The 15,675-nt window shown below is 48.3% G+C and carries 9 protein-coding genes; 1 reads left to right on the plus strand and 8 read right to left on the minus strand.

Going from position 1 to position 15,675, the window contains the following annotated elements; all coding sequences use genetic code 11:
• Positions 1-160: 160 nt before the first annotated feature.
• The 5 genes from BMX56_RS29565 to ppsA all read right to left on the minus strand — a co-directional run bounded on the left by BMX56_RS29565 (position 161) and on the right by ppsA (position 11,767).
• On the minus strand, positions 161-589 hold the full coding sequence (locus BMX56_RS29565; RefSeq protein ID WP_090653336.1) for a hypothetical protein: 429 nt from the start codon (positions 587-589) through the stop codon (positions 161-163).
• 3 nt (positions 590-592) lie between these two features.
• Entirely contained in the window at positions 593-4,255 is a 3,663-nt protein-coding gene (locus BMX56_RS29570; protein ID WP_090653337.1) for a DUF6443 domain-containing protein, read from the minus strand.
• A gap of 38 nt (positions 4,256-4,293) precedes the next feature.
• A complete protein-coding gene (locus tag BMX56_RS29575) occupies positions 4,294-8,250 on the minus strand; it encodes a hypothetical protein (RefSeq protein ID WP_143065568.1) in 3,957 nt (1,318 codons plus the stop codon).
• A 59-nt stretch (positions 8,251-8,309) separates the two neighbouring features.
• Complete coding sequence (locus BMX56_RS29580; protein ID WP_090653339.1) at positions 8,310-8,666, minus strand: hypothetical protein; 357 nt, start codon at positions 8,664-8,666, stop codon at positions 8,310-8,312.
• A 446-nt stretch (positions 8,667-9,112) separates the two neighbouring features.
• A complete protein-coding gene (ppsA, locus tag BMX56_RS29585) occupies positions 9,113-11,767 on the minus strand; it encodes a phosphoenolpyruvate synthase (protein WP_090653340.1) in 2,655 nt (884 codons plus the stop codon).
• Between the two features lie 436 nt (positions 11,768-12,203).
• Between ppsA and BMX56_RS29590 the strand changes: the two genes are divergently transcribed.
• On the plus strand, positions 12,204-12,581 hold the full coding sequence (locus BMX56_RS29590; protein WP_090653341.1) for a DUF6249 domain-containing protein: 378 nt from the start codon (positions 12,204-12,206) through the stop codon (positions 12,579-12,581).
• Positions 12,582-12,653: 72 nt separating this feature from the next.
• On the opposite strand, the gene lnt is transcribed toward BMX56_RS29590, so the two are convergent.
• From lnt to rsmI, 3 genes are read right to left on the minus strand one after another with little or no spacing between them, the layout of a single operon-like run.
• Positions 12,654-14,279, minus strand: coding sequence for an apolipoprotein N-acyltransferase (lnt, locus tag BMX56_RS29595; protein WP_090653342.1), 1,626 nt, complete (start codon positions 14,277-14,279; stop codon positions 12,654-12,656).
• A 20-nt stretch (positions 14,280-14,299) separates the two neighbouring features.
• Positions 14,300-14,836, minus strand: a complete 537-nt coding sequence (locus BMX56_RS29600; protein WP_090653343.1) for a DUF1572 domain-containing protein — start codon at positions 14,834-14,836, stop codon at positions 14,300-14,302.
• 2 nt (positions 14,837-14,838) lie between these two features.
• The gene (gene rsmI / locus BMX56_RS29605; protein WP_090653344.1) at positions 14,839-15,588 is read right to left on the minus strand and encodes a 16S rRNA (cytidine(1402)-2'-O)-methyltransferase; all 750 of its coding nucleotides are present in this window, start codon (positions 15,586-15,588) and stop codon (positions 14,839-14,841) included.
• Between the last annotated feature and the right edge of the window lie 87 nt (positions 15,589-15,675).

The following is a 15,675-nucleotide window of genomic DNA, read 5'->3' on the forward strand; positions in this document are numbered from 1 at the left end:
CCTCTGCTTGCACAGCGACACTGGTAGGCCTACTACCATCTTTTATACAACATTTACTTACCTTTATTCAGAAGGCTCGTAATTCACGGCACACCTTGCGGCAGCGGAAAGCGCTTGCGGTAGCTGGGGACTACGGACAATTGGGCTGTGTTGTTTAGAACTATTTATTTTCTATGATATAACTTATAATTCCATCATGCCTAATTGATACTATCCAATTTAGACTTTCGTCAAATATGTCAATATCATCCGAACTTGGAAACCAAATATTATAAAAGAACTTGTCCAAATCAACGGCATTGAAAACATCTATTCGTTCAAACCTGTACCAATTAATGAATACTTCTTTCATTGGTGTAATTCCAATTTTCTTTAGATTATCAATCAGTTTAAAATTCTCCAAACTATCAGATTCATTATAGAATGATTGCTTAGCTGCTAAATCCATTTCAAAATTCAATATATTGATATTGTATTTCTTAGATATTTCATTCGCTAATTTCTGACTTTCGAGCTTGGTTAATTCTCTATGTTGTGGAAAGCTGGCGTTATGCTCATTTTCAAACAATGAAATTTTAAATTCGTCCATAATTTACTGTTTAATTGGAATAGCGCCACTTATACCGCCGCTACCTCTTTTACCATTAGTATAATCCCAAAAGTTCACATGAGGGAATTCTTCGCCTGAGCCAGGCTTAGCACTGGGGTGAGCAGGATCAAGTCGATATCCTTTCTTTGAAGTTCCTCGCTGTGGGCTACCAAACTTACCTTTTTCACCTTTAGCTAACGATTCTGTAGGCTCAAGACCAATTTTTGCTTTTGCTTCTACAAGTGCTTCTTTCGTTGCGCTTAATGAGCCTTTTGCGGCTCCTTTAGCTCCTTCGGCTATTTTACTTAAATCACTCGCGCCTTCAGCAAGCTTACTTGCTTCTGCTAACTTTCCAACTTTACCAACTTCCGCAAACTCACCACCGAACAGTTGACCGGCTTCGCCAACAAGGCCGCCAATCATAGCAGCCTTCACATTGGCATCACCATCCTTAAACTTTTGATAACCTTCTGAAACGCCATTGACAACCGCCATACCTACCTGTACCTGTGTTACCCGGTCCGCACCGAGGTCAGCCAACCCTGTCAACGTGTTTATAGGATGAATTACCGCTTGTACAGTTCCAACCACCGCACCTTTTAGGTCATCATATAATCCACCAGCAAATGCTCCTACGACTCCACAACAATCACCATCCGGCCACATCCCATCAGGATCAGTAAACCTCATTGGATCGTCAAAGGCATAGCCATACGGCGTTTCTTTTCTTCCTTTCTCCGCCAGCGGATCCACGCTCGTCCACCTCCCAATCACCGGATCATAGAACCTTGCACCGTAATCATACAGCCCCGTCTCCTCCTGCAACTCCTTATGATTATAAAGGTACAAATTTTTAGGGCTTGGCACGGTGTTCTGCAAACTTTGTATGGCATACCCAAAAGCGTAATATTCCGTATGCTGCAGGTTTAGTGGCGTAAGCTGGCTTACCGAATCTGCCGGGGCCCAGGTGGTGGTCAGCCTGGTGTTGCCCAGGTGGTCTTTCAGGTCGTATTCGTATTTGTAAGCAGTGCCGGTTTTCCTGGCCCGGCCTTCCTCCGTCTGGATGAAGGTCACGGCAGCGGTACCGTTGTCGTACTCTATCCCGTTAACATACTCGGTGGTGATGGTATTGCCCGAGGCTACATCTACAGAGATCTTCCGCAGTTTCCTCCCCGAGGCATCATAAACATAGGCTACCGAGTTGCCGTTCGATTTGGTAATAGTTTGCGGCAGGTTGAGCATATTGTAGCTGATCCCGGTGATGCCCTTGTTCAAATCTTTCAGCATATTGCCGTTGCCGTTGTAGGTATACTCGCTGGCCTGCTTTACCGTGTCGGTAAAACCCCAGGTACCGGCGTAGGACGAGCTGTCGTCTACCCTTGTTTGCCGGTAGCCGCTGTAGCTGTAGGTAAGGGTATCTATCCGGGTACGGTTGCCGTTTACGTTATCGTACCTGCCCAGGGCCGTGATGTCGCCCATCAGGTCATAGGTTGCGTATTCGCTGTGCAGGCCGTCTTTGGATGCAGAGCCTGTCGAAGATACCGCGTCGTTCAGCCGGTTCAGCTTGTCGTAGCGGTAATCGTAGGTAAGCGCCTGGTACGTGATTCCCGATACCGGGGCCGTTTTGGTGGTTACCCTGGCGATGTTACCATTGTACTGCGGCCGCGAGGTGCCCGTGCTGTCGTACTTCAGCTCCATGCCAAACTGGTCGTTGGTGCTGCTGCCGGTCAGCCCGCCGTCGGGCAAAAGCGTGGGGTTGTTGATATTGGTGAGCCAGCCCCGCGGGTTATAGCGGTAGTTTACAGTCTGTAAAAAGGCCGCGCCGTTAACAGAATGCAGCCCTTTTTTTATGAGCTGCCCGATCTCGTTGTAGGTGTTGAGCGATACAATGATCCTGGCCTGGCTGGTATTAAGCCCGTTCCTCAGTTGGTTGTAGCTTGCCCGCTTGCGGCCCATGTGGTCATAGGTGCAGCTGTCGGTCGAGGTGAGATAAAGCACCCCGGCGGTTTTGGCCGCATTGGTCACATAGTGCTTCCGGATAATGTTACGCGGCTGCTTTACAAAATTGTATGATGTGGTTATATCATCATAATTATAGGGGCTTAATGCCGATGCCCCGCCCAGGTAGTGCTGGCCGAAGGTGCGGACAACCTGCCCTTCGTTATCATAATAAGGCACCGTCCACAGGTAATCTGCCGTGGTGTTCAGCACCAGGGTTTTGGTGGCGGTTAACAGCCCCGTGGTTTGCTGGCTGTAGGCGGCATTGGTGTGCTGATCATACGGCGTGGGTAGCCCGGGAATGCCGGTATATACATCGTAATAATTAACGCTTAGCGTGGTACTTAATGTGGCCGGCCATGCATTTGCGGTATAGCCGATGCCGGTGGCTATGGGTGTTTCCCAGTAAGTGGTCGCGGCATCGGCAAGGGTCTGTACCGTTGCCAGGTTATTTACACCGGCCGTGCTGCCGGTGTGCTGGTAAATACCCGTAATTACCGCCCTGCCCATGGCATCGTACTTGGTAATGGTCCACTCCTGCGGGGCTTTCATCCGCTGTACCGAATCCTGCGTGGCAATCGCCTGGTCGAGCTGGTTATAGATCACATACTCCCAGCCTTTGCCTGGGATTTTTTTCTGGTTAAGCCGGTTCCGGGCATCATAGCGGTACTGGTAACACCGGGAGTCGATGGTGCTTTGTGATACGGCGGCATTGTTATCGGGGTTGGCCCCCGGCGGCAGCACAAAGCACAGGTTGCCCAGGTCATCGTACACGTAATAGGTGCTCAGCTGCTCGGCCTTGCTTGTCCTGGTGTTGAGGTTGTAGGTTCGTTTCAGCACTACATGCCCTTCCTTGTCCTTGTATTCCTCGGTAGTGCCAAAACAGCCGTCGCCCGGTTTCCAGTTCTCGTCCTTGCTGATGGTTACGTACAGCTCATTGGAGGGGTAGGTTGCCGTATTGCCTGTTCTGAGCAGCGAGCGGCTGCCGTCGGCATTAACCGGGGCGGTATAAAGCGCCGCTTTCCTGCTGCCTGCATTGGTAGTAATGTTGGTGGTACTGAAGGAACCCTGGTCGTTGGTGGCTATAACGCTGCGCAGTGTGTTTTTGCCGCTATTCGCATCCGGCGTACCCGCATTCTGCCAGGCAAGTCCCGGTGCGCCCTGCTCTATCACCCGGTTCAGTGGCGAGGCCTCAAAGCCGGTTTGCGCAAAGGGGGCCGGTGTAAGTACCACGCCATTGCTTTGCTTGCCTTCGGTTGCCCCGCCTGATGGATTATAAAATGCCCTTACGCCGGCACCGGTGTTTAGCGCGTCGCTGCGGTAACTTCCATAGCTGGTGTTGGTTGTGCGGTAGGGTAAATATTTTATGGCGTCCCGGCCGTAGGCATCGTACTCAAAAGGCTGGATGATGTCATAGCCGGAGGGGGATGCCCTTTGCTGCACCGTTTGCAGCGGACGGCCAAGGCCATCAACATACTGGATGGTGGTCATCACCGAATCTTTCGTCGGCGTTAGCTGGTCAAGCCGGGCATTGGTGGTAATGCCGGTGCGTGGCACGCGGGTGCGCACGTAGTTCTGCGTCGATGTTTGGGCATTTGCGGCATTGATGAGAAAAAATGTCCCGACTATCAGCAGGATATTTTTATATATTTTGATTGTCAATTCCATTGGTTCGTTTGAATAAGTGTTTAAGGGTTATGGAATTATTATATTTCAGGATTGACAGCTATGTATCCCGTGCCCGGCTGTACCGTTATCTGCGTGCTGGGCGTGTAGCAGATCTGCTTGTCGGCGGTGCCAAAGCATCCCGATATGATGATCGACCCGCTGGTGGCCTGGTTGCTGCCGGCGGCTATCGTGACCGTGGCGTTGGTGGTTGTTACCACCGGGTTAGGCGTGCGGCCGTCGGCATAGCTCGCACTGGTTACGTAGCTGTAATTGACGGTGAGGGCAACCGGGGCATTTACCAAAACAGTACAGTTGGCATCGCTGTAGGTATTAAACTTCAGCGTGTTGTACGTTAGCCCGTTGCTTATACTGGTGCTGCCCACTGTCTGCTTAACGTATACCGTCGCGGGCAAAGGACAGGCTGTAGTGTTGATGCCGTTGCTCACCCAGCGGGTCTGGTTGTAGGTGACGCTGAGCGGGTTGGTGTCCGTTTCCTGGCGCTCTTGCTCGCCGGTGGTCGAACCGGACTTGCATCGCCTGCCGGTATTGTCAACCCACACCGCCGCCTCGGATGCGTAGTTGTAATCATAATTCTTCAGGATCCTGCCGTTCTGGTCTTTTATATTCTGCAATCGCTGAAAGCCGTCGTACTCATAATAAGTGGTCATGCCCTTGGCATCGGTGCTGCTGGTCATGCCCACGAGCGGAAGGTAGGTATAGGAGGTCATCTGGGCATCTGCGGGATAAATCCTGATGTCGTCGTAAGCGGTGCCACCTGTCAGCGCGTATGAACCCGCAGTATAGGCAGCTTCGGGCTGGTACTGCCAAACACCGCTGCTGTTGCGGTACCAGTAGCTGATAACGTAGTTGCGGGCGTTAGGCCTGGTCCAGCTTACGGTATACGCACCATTGTAAAAACGCAGTCCGGTATGTGCCGTTCCGGCAACAACGCTGGCAGCCGTACTTTCTTCAAAGCCTTCATAGTAAAACTCGGTGCTAGCCGCGTTGGCTGCAACTGCTATTGGGTATTGACTGTAGTAGCCCCATTTGTAGCCGGATACCGGGGCGTTGGTTTTTTGCTGCTCCAGGATATTGCCGTAGGCATCGTATTTATTGAACTTTGTGCGCGTCTCTATCGGCGCCGACAATACCTGCTCGTCCACTGTTTGTGGCAACAGCAGGTTGTTGTTGCCGAACCAGTCGTTGTAGTTGATATTGGCGAGCGCCAATTGGGAGCCGTTCTTCAGCTGCTGGAACTTCACGGTCGGCGACACGATGTTGCGGGTGAGCATCTTCTGGTACACGTTGGTGCCCGAGGCCAGGTCGTGCGGGTACTTGATGACGTTGGTCAGCGTCTCGTTCCTGCTGTTGAAGGTCTCGGTCTTCGTCGGGAAGATGTGCGTCAGATCGTTATAATAGTTATTTTTTACCGTCACGAATTTATTGCCTGCATCGTCAAACGTGGTGTCCGATTCGGATTGCAGCAACATGGCGCCGGTGTAGGTTGGAACCCGACCTATGAAGAAATGCGTGTGAGAGCTACCTCCGGGGGAGTTTGGAGCGCCGTATCTTGTGTTCGGATTGTTATTGGCCCCGCTGATAACTTCACAACCTCCTTGCTTGATATACGTCGGTTTTATCTTAAGCCCCAATAAAGTATCGCGGCGATAAATCGAATAGTTGAAGTTCTTTATGCTCACCGGACTATACCCCGATCCGCTGGATTTATAAATACTCTCGCTGGCCATGAAGCCGTTCTTCCAGGAATTGTTGATCAGCCAGATGCCGATAGAGCCATAATCCGTAGAAGGCAAGCCTGCCTGGTCGTCATAGATCGGATAGCCGAAAACGCTTTTTCCGTTGGGGTTGCCGTTGGCGTCCACATCATACTTTGTTACGCCGTTATATAAAACCGGGCTGCCGCTGCATTGGGTGGCGGGATAGACGCTTTTGGCATGGTAAACCACGTCGATGTCCCCCATTGCCTCGGCACATGCTACCGCGATTCCATAGGAATATCCCATTGAATAAAATAGGTAGTCGTAGTTGACCGCCAGGTAAGAGGAGCCGGTGAGCAGTTTTCCCACCCCGTCGCCGTTGTACTGGTAGTTTTCCTTGTTGATGAAGTTACCGTTATTGTCATAGTTGGTGATCGAGCTAACCCGCAGTCCGCCCCCGCACCTTATAATAGTTCCGGGAACCGGCACGCTCCACGACACCGTGCAGGTCGCCTGCACCCTTGAATCGGTGCTGTAAATGTTGGTGGTGATAACGTACGTATGGCCTGCTACCAGGGTGATCGCTATATTGCTGACACTGTAGGACTGGCTGGGGTTGCCGACGTTGTTGACCAGGAAAACAGTCTGCCCTGTTGTCTGGTCGACCATCTTGATCTCTGGATAGCTGGTTACGCCAGGGTAGTTATATGCTGACAATGTTGCACTGTAGCGAAACGCGGTTTGGTTCGCGGCGACCGTGAAGGTCGTGCTGTTAGTTGTCTGGACGCTCCCATAGGCGTCACAATAGATAGACTGCAACTGGGTCGTCTGGTAATCCAAAGGATAACGGTGTGGCTCGAATGCAAAAACGCTCGTACCTTTCGTAGGGTATTTGATCGACTGCAGCATACAGGCCTGTACAAATGTGTTGGTAGAGTCTGCATCCATATTTGCTTCGCCGATTAACCGGTACGCGCCCTGCCACAATACAGTCTGCTTGGGCATCAGGGTCGGGTTGCCATATTGCCCGTTATTATACCCCCAAATGTCCTGCCCGAATGACTCGTTCGGGGCGATGGGCGTATTGTTGTAGGTCATGCTGTATTTCTGGGGCGGTAAAGTGGAGTTGACCGGAAAGAAGGTCACCGAATCCAACCGCAGCCTGTAGTTGCGGTAGTCGGGCGTTTTTCCCGGAACTGGGTTACTGTAAAAGTATGACTGGTTCAGCTTGGTGTCCTTGATCAGTTGGTAAGCCCCGTTGAGCCGGGAGTACACCTTCACGCTGTCGAGGCGTAGTTCCGTACTCCTGTCGGTACGGTCCTGCGTATTCTTTAACGTTACCTTTCCCCCGCGCCAGTCGATCTCGTTGAGAAAAAGCGATGCGTGGGACATCTGGGACATGGAATAGGCCTCCCCAGTGGCATCTATGGTCTCGGTGGGGGCCTCCGAATTCCCTCCCAGCTTATTGCCAAGAGTATATGTATAACTGAAGCTCCGTTCTATAGTTCCGCTGTTTGCCGTATACTTGAAATAAACCGTGTCAGCCATCGACGGATCTATTATCTTGGAAACCTTCCATGTTGTTGCATAAGGCACGGTCGCGGAGGCGGTAATCATGGTAGTTGCCTCCTGTTGGTCATAAATGTATGTAACCCCCTTTTGGTCCGTTATCTTGAAGTTGTTCCCTGACAGCTTCTCTATGCGGTTGTTGGTTACCGGAATCTGCATGATCGTTCCGTTCGGCCTGTAAATGAATTTTCCGCTGCTGCCATTTAGAGAGTAGGAAAATACGTCAGGTTCGGTATCTGCCAGGTTATCCCTCACGTTGTATATAAACTGGGCGTATCGAAAGTTCGCATCGGAACTATAATTAACGCCTGAATAATAATTAAACAACGAATCCAACGACACCGCGGACAGGTAACCGCCATTGCCTTCGTCGGGCAGGCCCACCATGCTCCGGGTTATCTCGGGAATACCGCTCAAGGCCCAACTGGTACCGACGCTAGATGCAAGTTCGTCAACCCGCACACCACCGCCGTGATAATCGAGCGACAAAGGGAGTTTGATTGCCCCGGCCGTGACTTCATACAGTGGAATGGTAACCGAGGGGATGCCGGTAACATAACTGACGGGGATATTGCCGAATTTCCCAAGACTTGCCGAATTGGGAGAAACGGTACTTACCTGCACCAGGCTGCGGAATTCGGCAGAGGTTTGAGCGCTTGCTTTTAGCAACAGCGTTAGCGCCATGAACGCGAGAAGAATTTTCTTCATTGTGAATAGTAGGTATGGGCGCTATTTCAAGCGCGTAATGATATAGGAGTAAAGGATTATTAATTGGAATGGAGAAGCATACAATGCACCACCGAGCCGTTCAAACTGATGTTCATCCCGATGGAATCAGCATACACCGTCCCGTTGTGGTACACATCAAGCCCGTTCACGGTAACTTTGAAGTGCAGGCCGGCGGTATCCAGTTTGCCCTGGTCGATCGGGAACTCGCCGAGGGTGCTTTTGGCCGTACCGGCAACAGAATCGCCGATGAGCGTAAAATTGTAGGTTAATGGGTAGGCCGTGCTGTCGGCGGTGAACAGGCTGCCGGTCCATTTGCCATCGAGGCCGGTGGCCGCCACAAAGCATAAAGCGAAGCAGCCCGATAATAGGGTTGTGATAAGGATTCTTAGTTTCATTTAGTTAAAGGGGTATCAATAGTTTCGGCGGTTAAATTAATAGCATCCAAATTATTTTGCAATAGGTGTTTTCACCTATTCGCTCACCGGTAAAACACCGGGTAATTGGAACACTACAAATTTACAGCACATGAGCGACAGAAATGGTGACACTACCTTGTCAGTAGCTGCGTTTAGTAGCAAGCAGTTATATCATGTCGCAATATTTTTAGATCACCCCCATTTTCGCGTTAAGGACTGCAATGGATACCGGCCAATGTCATTAAGTTAAGGGATTAAGGTCGATTTAATATCGAACACCGAATGTCCAATATCGAATAATGAAGGAAAAACTTCGGTGTTGGACATTCGAAATTCAGTGTTCGATATTATTTGCCCTTCTTAACCCGTGCTTAATGCCTGTAGGCGTATAGCCCGCCCCGGCCAAAGGTGGGTTACGCCATAATTCATAGTATTTCCACATATCCATCCGTCCCGTTCACCCGGATGCGCTGCCCGTCTTTAATCAGCCGGGTAGCGTGCTCTACCCCGACAACTGCCGGCAGGCCGTATTCGCGGGCTATAACCGCGCCATGGGTCATCAGTCCGCCAACTTCGGTTACCAGGCCTTTGATGGATACAAACAAAGGAGTCCAGCTTGGGTCGGTAAATGTGGTGACTAATATATCGCCATCTTGCAGGCTGGCGTTTTCCATTTTTAAAATGACACGTGCCCGGCCTTCTATAAGTCCCGACGAAACAGCCAGGCCCGCAATGGCCCCGGCCGGGAGGTGCTCCTTTTTGTACTTACCTGCGCCTATCTCGCCATCGGATGTGATAACCCGTGGCGGGTTTAGTTTTTCATTTAATTTGTGTTCGTCTTTTCGTTGGTTAATCAGCTCATAATCCAGTTTACCGCTGCGTACCACTTCGTGGAATTCCTGAAAACTGAGGTAGTAGATATCTTCTTTGTTGTTGATAACCCCGGCCTCCACCAGTTTTTCGGCTTCCCGCAGCAAAGCCTGCTTATAAACAAAGGAGCGGCTAATTATGCCGTATTTTGGATATTCGCGATAACCGGCGAAATTGCGGAGCAGGCTGATCATTTGTTTTGTTTCCTGGGCTTTTTGTTCGCCATTAGGCAATTGCTTTAGCCTGCTTAATAATTCTTCTTCTTTTTTCAAAGCCGCTTGCTGCCCCTGCTCAAACTTACGTTTACCGGCGTCTGGCCCAAAGTTTTTGATGTTACCAAGGATCATGGGGATAAGCATACCCGGGTTTTCGCTCCAGCGTGTTTTGGTAATATCTATTTCGCCGGCGCAGCGCATTCCATATTTGACCAGGTAAGCATCAATAGCATCCCGCGCTTCTTTTCCGCCCTCAATCTCAACCAGGCCGTCTAAAAAGTTATCATCCTTTACCTGTTGTAAATATTCAGTCACTGTAGGATAGGGCCTTATCACATCGGCTACGTTCAATAGCTCCAGGCCCATTTCTGATGTAATATTATTGGGAGCAGATTGAGCAAGCGTATCTGCCACGTTTTTCTCGCCCAGCCATTTTTTTATGTTTTCATTAATCCACGATGATGCATCTACAGAAGCCATAATTGCACTCATATTTTGCGGAACGAACAAGTTTTTCTTTGATTGCTGACCATCTTCCAGTATAAAATCAAATAAGCCGGCCCCCGATTGTGTTTGAATGTTATCTTTTAACTCGTTTACCGATAGCTGGTTGCTTTTGATTAAATCAGCGACGATAGCCGGATCGTTTTTGATTTGCGCCTGGATATCTGCGAACGATTTACCGGCACTGCTTTTAACACGAGGCTGTTTTTCTTTGTTGTTTTGTGCCGGTTTTATAAAATCTCCCCTTTCTACAATGGTTACAACAGCATCTTTTATGAGCGGATCGTGTTCTCCCATGGCATCTATTATCGCTTTTCGGCCAAGGGGCGTGCTTAGGTTATCGGTAATATCAACAAACAATCTTCCGCCGGCTTTAAACATTGGCCTAAAAGCGGTTAACTGCCATAACGATAATCCCAATGGTTTCATCGCATCGGTCATCATTTGTTGATGGCCGACAGATATATAAACACGGTTTCCCGGTTCACTGTTTTCGGGGACTGGGTACAGGGTCGTAATTGGCCTGCTTTGTACAATATAAAATGTATTATTGGTTAAACACCACTCAATGTCCTGTGGGCAGCCAAAATGTTCTTCTATCTTTCTGCCGATGCGTTCCATCTGTAAAATTTGCCTGTCTGTTAACACCTGCCTGTTCTTCCTTTCCGGCTCAATCTCCTGTTCCCGGGTGCCGCCCCCTTTCATGGCGACAACGGTCAGCTTTTTGGCAGATATTTTTTTGCTGATGATATGGCTATTGCACACTTTGTAATTATCGGCATTTACCAGGCCCGATACCAGGGCCTCGCCAAGCCCGAAGCCGGCATCAACAGACGACACCTTCCTGTTACCGGTGACAGGATCGGCAGTAAACAAAATCCCCGCCGCCTGCGGGAAAACCATTTGCTGAATACCAACCGCCAGCTGCACTTTACGATGATTGAAGCCGTTTTGGATGCGGTAAATTGCTGCCCTATCGGTAAACAGCGAGGCCCAGCATTTGCTGATATGTTTCAGGATGTCATCCCTGCCTATCACATTCAAATACGTATCCTGCTGGCCGGCAAAGGATGCTGTGGGCAAGTCCTCGGCTGTAGCGCTTGATCGTACAGCAAAGGCGTCCTGTTCGTCAAACTTTGCCAGGTGCCCTGTAATAGCATGTGCTATATCCCCTGCAATAACCGCCCCCTCTATAACCCCGCGAATCTTCGAGCAGACGGTGCTGATACTTTCCCTTTCATCTGCCTTAAAGCCTGCTAATTCATCCAGCAGGCTGTTCAGTTCGGCATTATTCTCCGTAATTTGTTTATACGCTTCGGTGGTAACACAAAAGCCACCGGGCACCCGGATCCCCTCAATCCGGCATAGTTCGCCCAGGTTGGCGCCTTTGCCGCCTGCAACCATGGTCATTGATCTGTCTATCTCCTGGAAGCTGAGCACATATTTGGGTGCTTTGTTTATTGAAATGATGTTGTTTTCTGGTATCAGCATAATGTATATTTTGAGATATGCACCCAAAAATATAAGGGATCAGCTATCAAAAAGTTGTTTTTTGACTATATTTTTTTTCTCGCAATAATCATTTAAACAGGGCGTTATCCTTACAAACAAGGGCACCGGAAATCCCAGCGGTGCCAACAGATAAAGCCAGAATATTACTGCACATTCCTGCCTCTGACTAAAATTATTTGGAAGAGTTGTTCCAGGTTTGTCCGTTTTATATAGTCAACGCTTAAATGATTCATTAACAAGTAATGCACCCGTCTCGCGGGACTCTTTTGGCTATTGCAAAAGAGCGGGCACTTATTTTCAATTATTTTTTTCGGTACCTGTAACCTGCTTCAAAACCGTGTTGTCACAGCATACAAATACACCAGTTAGGGTGATTGAAAAAAGAACTTTATTAACTTATTAAAACATAAATAAAATGGACACCGGGAATTTAGGAATATTAGCAGGCATTATTATTACAACAGGCTTTTTTGCCATGATATTTGCCATAGTTTACTTACACAAACGCGAGCGCATGGCGATGATAGAGCGGGGCATGGACCCGCGTGCTTACAAACCACAATCTGCACCGTATCAAAATTTAAAATGGGGCCTGTTACTTGTTGGGGCTGGTGTAGGATTGTTTTTGGCCTTTGTTTTAGACCACACGATGTTCCGCAGTATATCTGACGATGATGTAGCTGCACTTTACTTTTCACTGATAGCCATATTTGGCGGAGGCGGCTTGTTCATGTCATACCGGATAGAAAAAAAGGAAGTACTGGATAAAGAAGACGCAAGGCTGGAGAAATAATTACATCGAATCCTAAGAACACAAAAGGCCTTCCTGATCAACAGAAGGGCCTTTTGTAGTATTCAAAATGCTTTAGGCTGTTCTTAGCTTCTTTTTAAATCTTGGTTTTATAATAATAAACAGGATGATTAAAACGGCTATCCCGCTGCCGGCCATGGGTAGGTAATCGCCGTGCATCACATAAAAAGTAAGGTCGGAATTCAGGTTAATGTCTTGTTTTATGGCGGTTTTGGTCCACCATTTGGTTTGCTGCACCACATCGCCCCGCTGGTTAATAAAAGCCGAGATTCCTGTATTTGCCGACTGGGCTACCCACCTGCGGGTTTCAATGGCGCGCAGTTTGGCATAGTCCAGGTGCTGGTCTTTGCCTGATGTGTTTTCCCACCAGCCATCGTTAGTAATGATAGCAATAAATTGTGCTCCTTTTTTTACCGAACGTGCAATATATCCACCAAAAATAGATTCATAACAGATAACCGGATCAACACCTATGCCGCTTTGCGAATAAAAAACATCGGCATCTGCCTGGCTGCCGTAGGCCCCGGTTGCGCCGCCAAGGTGTTCAAAAACAGGCTTTAAAAACGATAATGCCTTACCAAACGGCAATGATTCGGCTCCCGGAACCAGCCGAGATTTATGGTAAAATTGAACTTTGTCGCCATTTTCGATATTTAACGCGGTACTAAAACTATCTGCAAAAACGCCGGGTTGCTGTGTTGGGCTTGCGGTGGCTGTTTTGCGGGTGTTGTATAGTTTGTACGTTTCGGCCCCGGTTACCAGGTTGCCGTTTTTATAGTTGCGCAAAAAGGAATGCGCCTGCCTGTAGTAAGGATTTTGCTGTATCCTGTATTCATCTATATAATCGGGGATGGCCGTTTCGGGCCATAAAATAAATTCGGTATTGGGCTGCGCTATGCCCTTCGAAAGGTTGACCATAATGTCAATCTGGGTGGCCGTTGGGATAGTTCCTTCCTTTTCATACGGATCGATATTGGGCTGAACAGCAACAATATTTGATGGATTGCTTTGCTCTGTGTAGTTATAATAAGTATATAACGAGAAACCCATGGGCAAAACAATGGCCAGCACAAACCCGCTGATAAGCTTTAGCCTTAACTGTTTGGTTTGTGCCTCGCGCAAGCCAATGTAAATTAAAAATGCCAGGATATTTACCATCCAAATCCAAACAGAGCCCCCATAAATGCCGGTGTACTCGTACCATTGAATCCATTGATGACTAACGGCAAACCCATTGCCCAGGGTCATCCACGGGAAATTGAGGTCCCAGCTTTGGTGCAGGTATTCGTATCCTATCCACAGGCAAACCAGGCCGGCTAAGCCCCAGCTGCGGCCGGTTAATAACCGTAAGCGATAATATAGCCAGCAGGCTGTAGCCATGAGCAGTGGCCCTAATGAATAGGGGATCAGCGTAACCGGGATAGCTGCCACGTTACCAACTTGTTTTAAGGCATTGTACACCCAATAAACAGATCCTACATTCCAAACAAAAAAGCCAATGAATGCAGTATTAAAAATCTGCTTTCCTTTTTTTGCAGATGTAGATTGGATGATGTTCTCCATTGCCAGCAGCATGGGCACAAAGCCAATAAAAAGCAGGAAAGTTGTATAAGGTGTCGGCGGCCATGCTATCCACAACAATAAACCGGAAAGTATGGCTAAGGGAATATTTTTTTTCATTAATAAGGGTAAAAGGGGATCTATTTAAAGGTGTCGCCGGGGTTTGCAAATTTATCGGCGTTGTATTTATCGGATTTTCCTTTTGGAATAGATAGCGATTGCCATTTTGATCCTGTTATCATTTTGCCTATAAAAACAATCTGGCCGATATGATAGGGGTAATGGGCCAGTTGCCTGTTTATTGCATCTTCAATACGGTGTGGCTCGTTCCGGATTTTTACTGTTTTTTCCCAATCTTCGGCAGTTAGCGAGTTTAACGCGTTAAACAAACAATCCCAGCCCTGGTCCCAGGCGGCCATGATCTGTTCACGGGTATTAATGGTTTCTTCAAATTCTGTATCACGGTTTCGCCATTCTTTCTCACCATCGGCGATCAAAAAATTGGTCCATCGCGACAGCATATTCCCGGATAGGTGCTTGATAATAACGGCAATACTATTACTTTCGGCATTAAACTGCCAAAACAAATCGGCATCATTTAATTGGGCAAATGTTTTTTCGCCCAACTTTTTGTAATAGGCAAACTGTGTAATGGCACTCTTCAAATAAATATCCATGGCTATTCGTCGTCGTTATCGTCGTCTTTGTACTTGTTCTTTGTCGGCTTCGGTTCGGCACCGGCCACACACATTACAAACTCGCCTTTTAGCGGATGTGTTTCAAAATATAATTTTACTTCGGCAACTGTTCCACGCACGGTTTCTTCAAACATTTTAGTCAGCTCGCGCGATACGGAGATTAGTCTATCGGCACCAAAATATAGCGCCATTTCGTCCAGCGTTTTCAGTAAACGGTGCGGCGACTCATATAGTATGATAGTACGCTCTTCTGTAGCCAAAAACTTATAGCGGGTCTGGCGTCCTTTTTTCAACGGCAAAAAACCCTCGAAACAAAACTTATCCGTAGGAAAACCCGAATTTACCAGCGCCGGCACAAATGCCGTAGCGCCGGGCAGGCATTCCACGTCCAAATTGAATTTCAAAGCCTCGCGCACCAGGAAAAAACCCGGATCGGATATCGCCGGTGTGCCGGCATCAGATATCAGCGCAATGTTTTTCCCTTGCAGCAAAAACTTAATGATCTCGTTTGACGATTGGTGCTCATTATGCTGATGGTGTGCAAACACCTTCTGATGAATATCAAAGTGTTTTAATAGCGGTGCCGATGTACGTGTATCCTCGGCCAAAATCAGGTCAACTTCCTTCAGCACGCGAAGCGCCCGAAGCGTGATGTCTTCTAAATTACCTATTGGTGTTGGAACTAAATATAATTTGCCTGTTTGGTTCATGGTTAATAGTTCATTGTTCATAGCCTATTCGTGCATAGGCCATTGTTAGATTGTCGTAAATCAGCCATGAACTATGAACCATATGCCATGAACTTAAATTCACAAAAC

The sequence above is a fragment of the Mucilaginibacter sp. OK283 genome, assembly GCF_900110415.1.
Lineage (GTDB): Bacteria > Bacteroidota > Bacteroidia > Sphingobacteriales > Sphingobacteriaceae > Mucilaginibacter.

What these genes read in the sequence shown, in the direction of transcription:
- BMX56_RS29565 (WP_090653336.1), bottom strand. Translation starts at nt 589, where the DNA reads ATGGACGAATTTAAAATTTCATTGTTTGAAAATGAGCATAACGCCAGC.
- BMX56_RS29570 (WP_090653337.1), bottom strand. Translation starts at nt 4,255, where the DNA reads ATGGAATTGACAATCAAAATATATAAAAATATCCTGCTGATAGTCGGG.
- BMX56_RS29575 (WP_143065568.1), bottom strand. Translation starts at nt 8,250, where the DNA reads ATGAAGAAAATTCTTCTCGCGTTCATGGCGCTAACGCTGTTGCTAAAA.
- BMX56_RS29580 (WP_090653339.1), bottom strand. Translation starts at nt 8,666, where the DNA reads ATGAAACTAAGAATCCTTATCACAACCCTATTATCGGGCTGCTTCGCT.
- ppsA (WP_090653340.1), bottom strand. Translation starts at nt 11,767, where the DNA reads ATGCTGATACCAGAAAACAACATCATTTCAATAAACAAAGCACCCAAA.
- BMX56_RS29590 (WP_090653341.1), top strand. Translation starts at nt 12,204, where the DNA reads ATGGACACCGGGAATTTAGGAATATTAGCAGGCATTATTATTACAACA.
- lnt (WP_090653342.1), bottom strand. Translation starts at nt 14,279, where the DNA reads ATGAAAAAAAATATTCCCTTAGCCATACTTTCCGGTTTATTGTTGTGG.
- BMX56_RS29600 (WP_090653343.1), bottom strand. Translation starts at nt 14,836, where the DNA reads ATGGATATTTATTTGAAGAGTGCCATTACACAGTTTGCCTATTACAAA.
- rsmI (WP_090653344.1), bottom strand. Translation starts at nt 15,588, where the DNA reads ATGAACAATGAACTATTAACCATGAACCAAACAGGCAAATTATATTTA.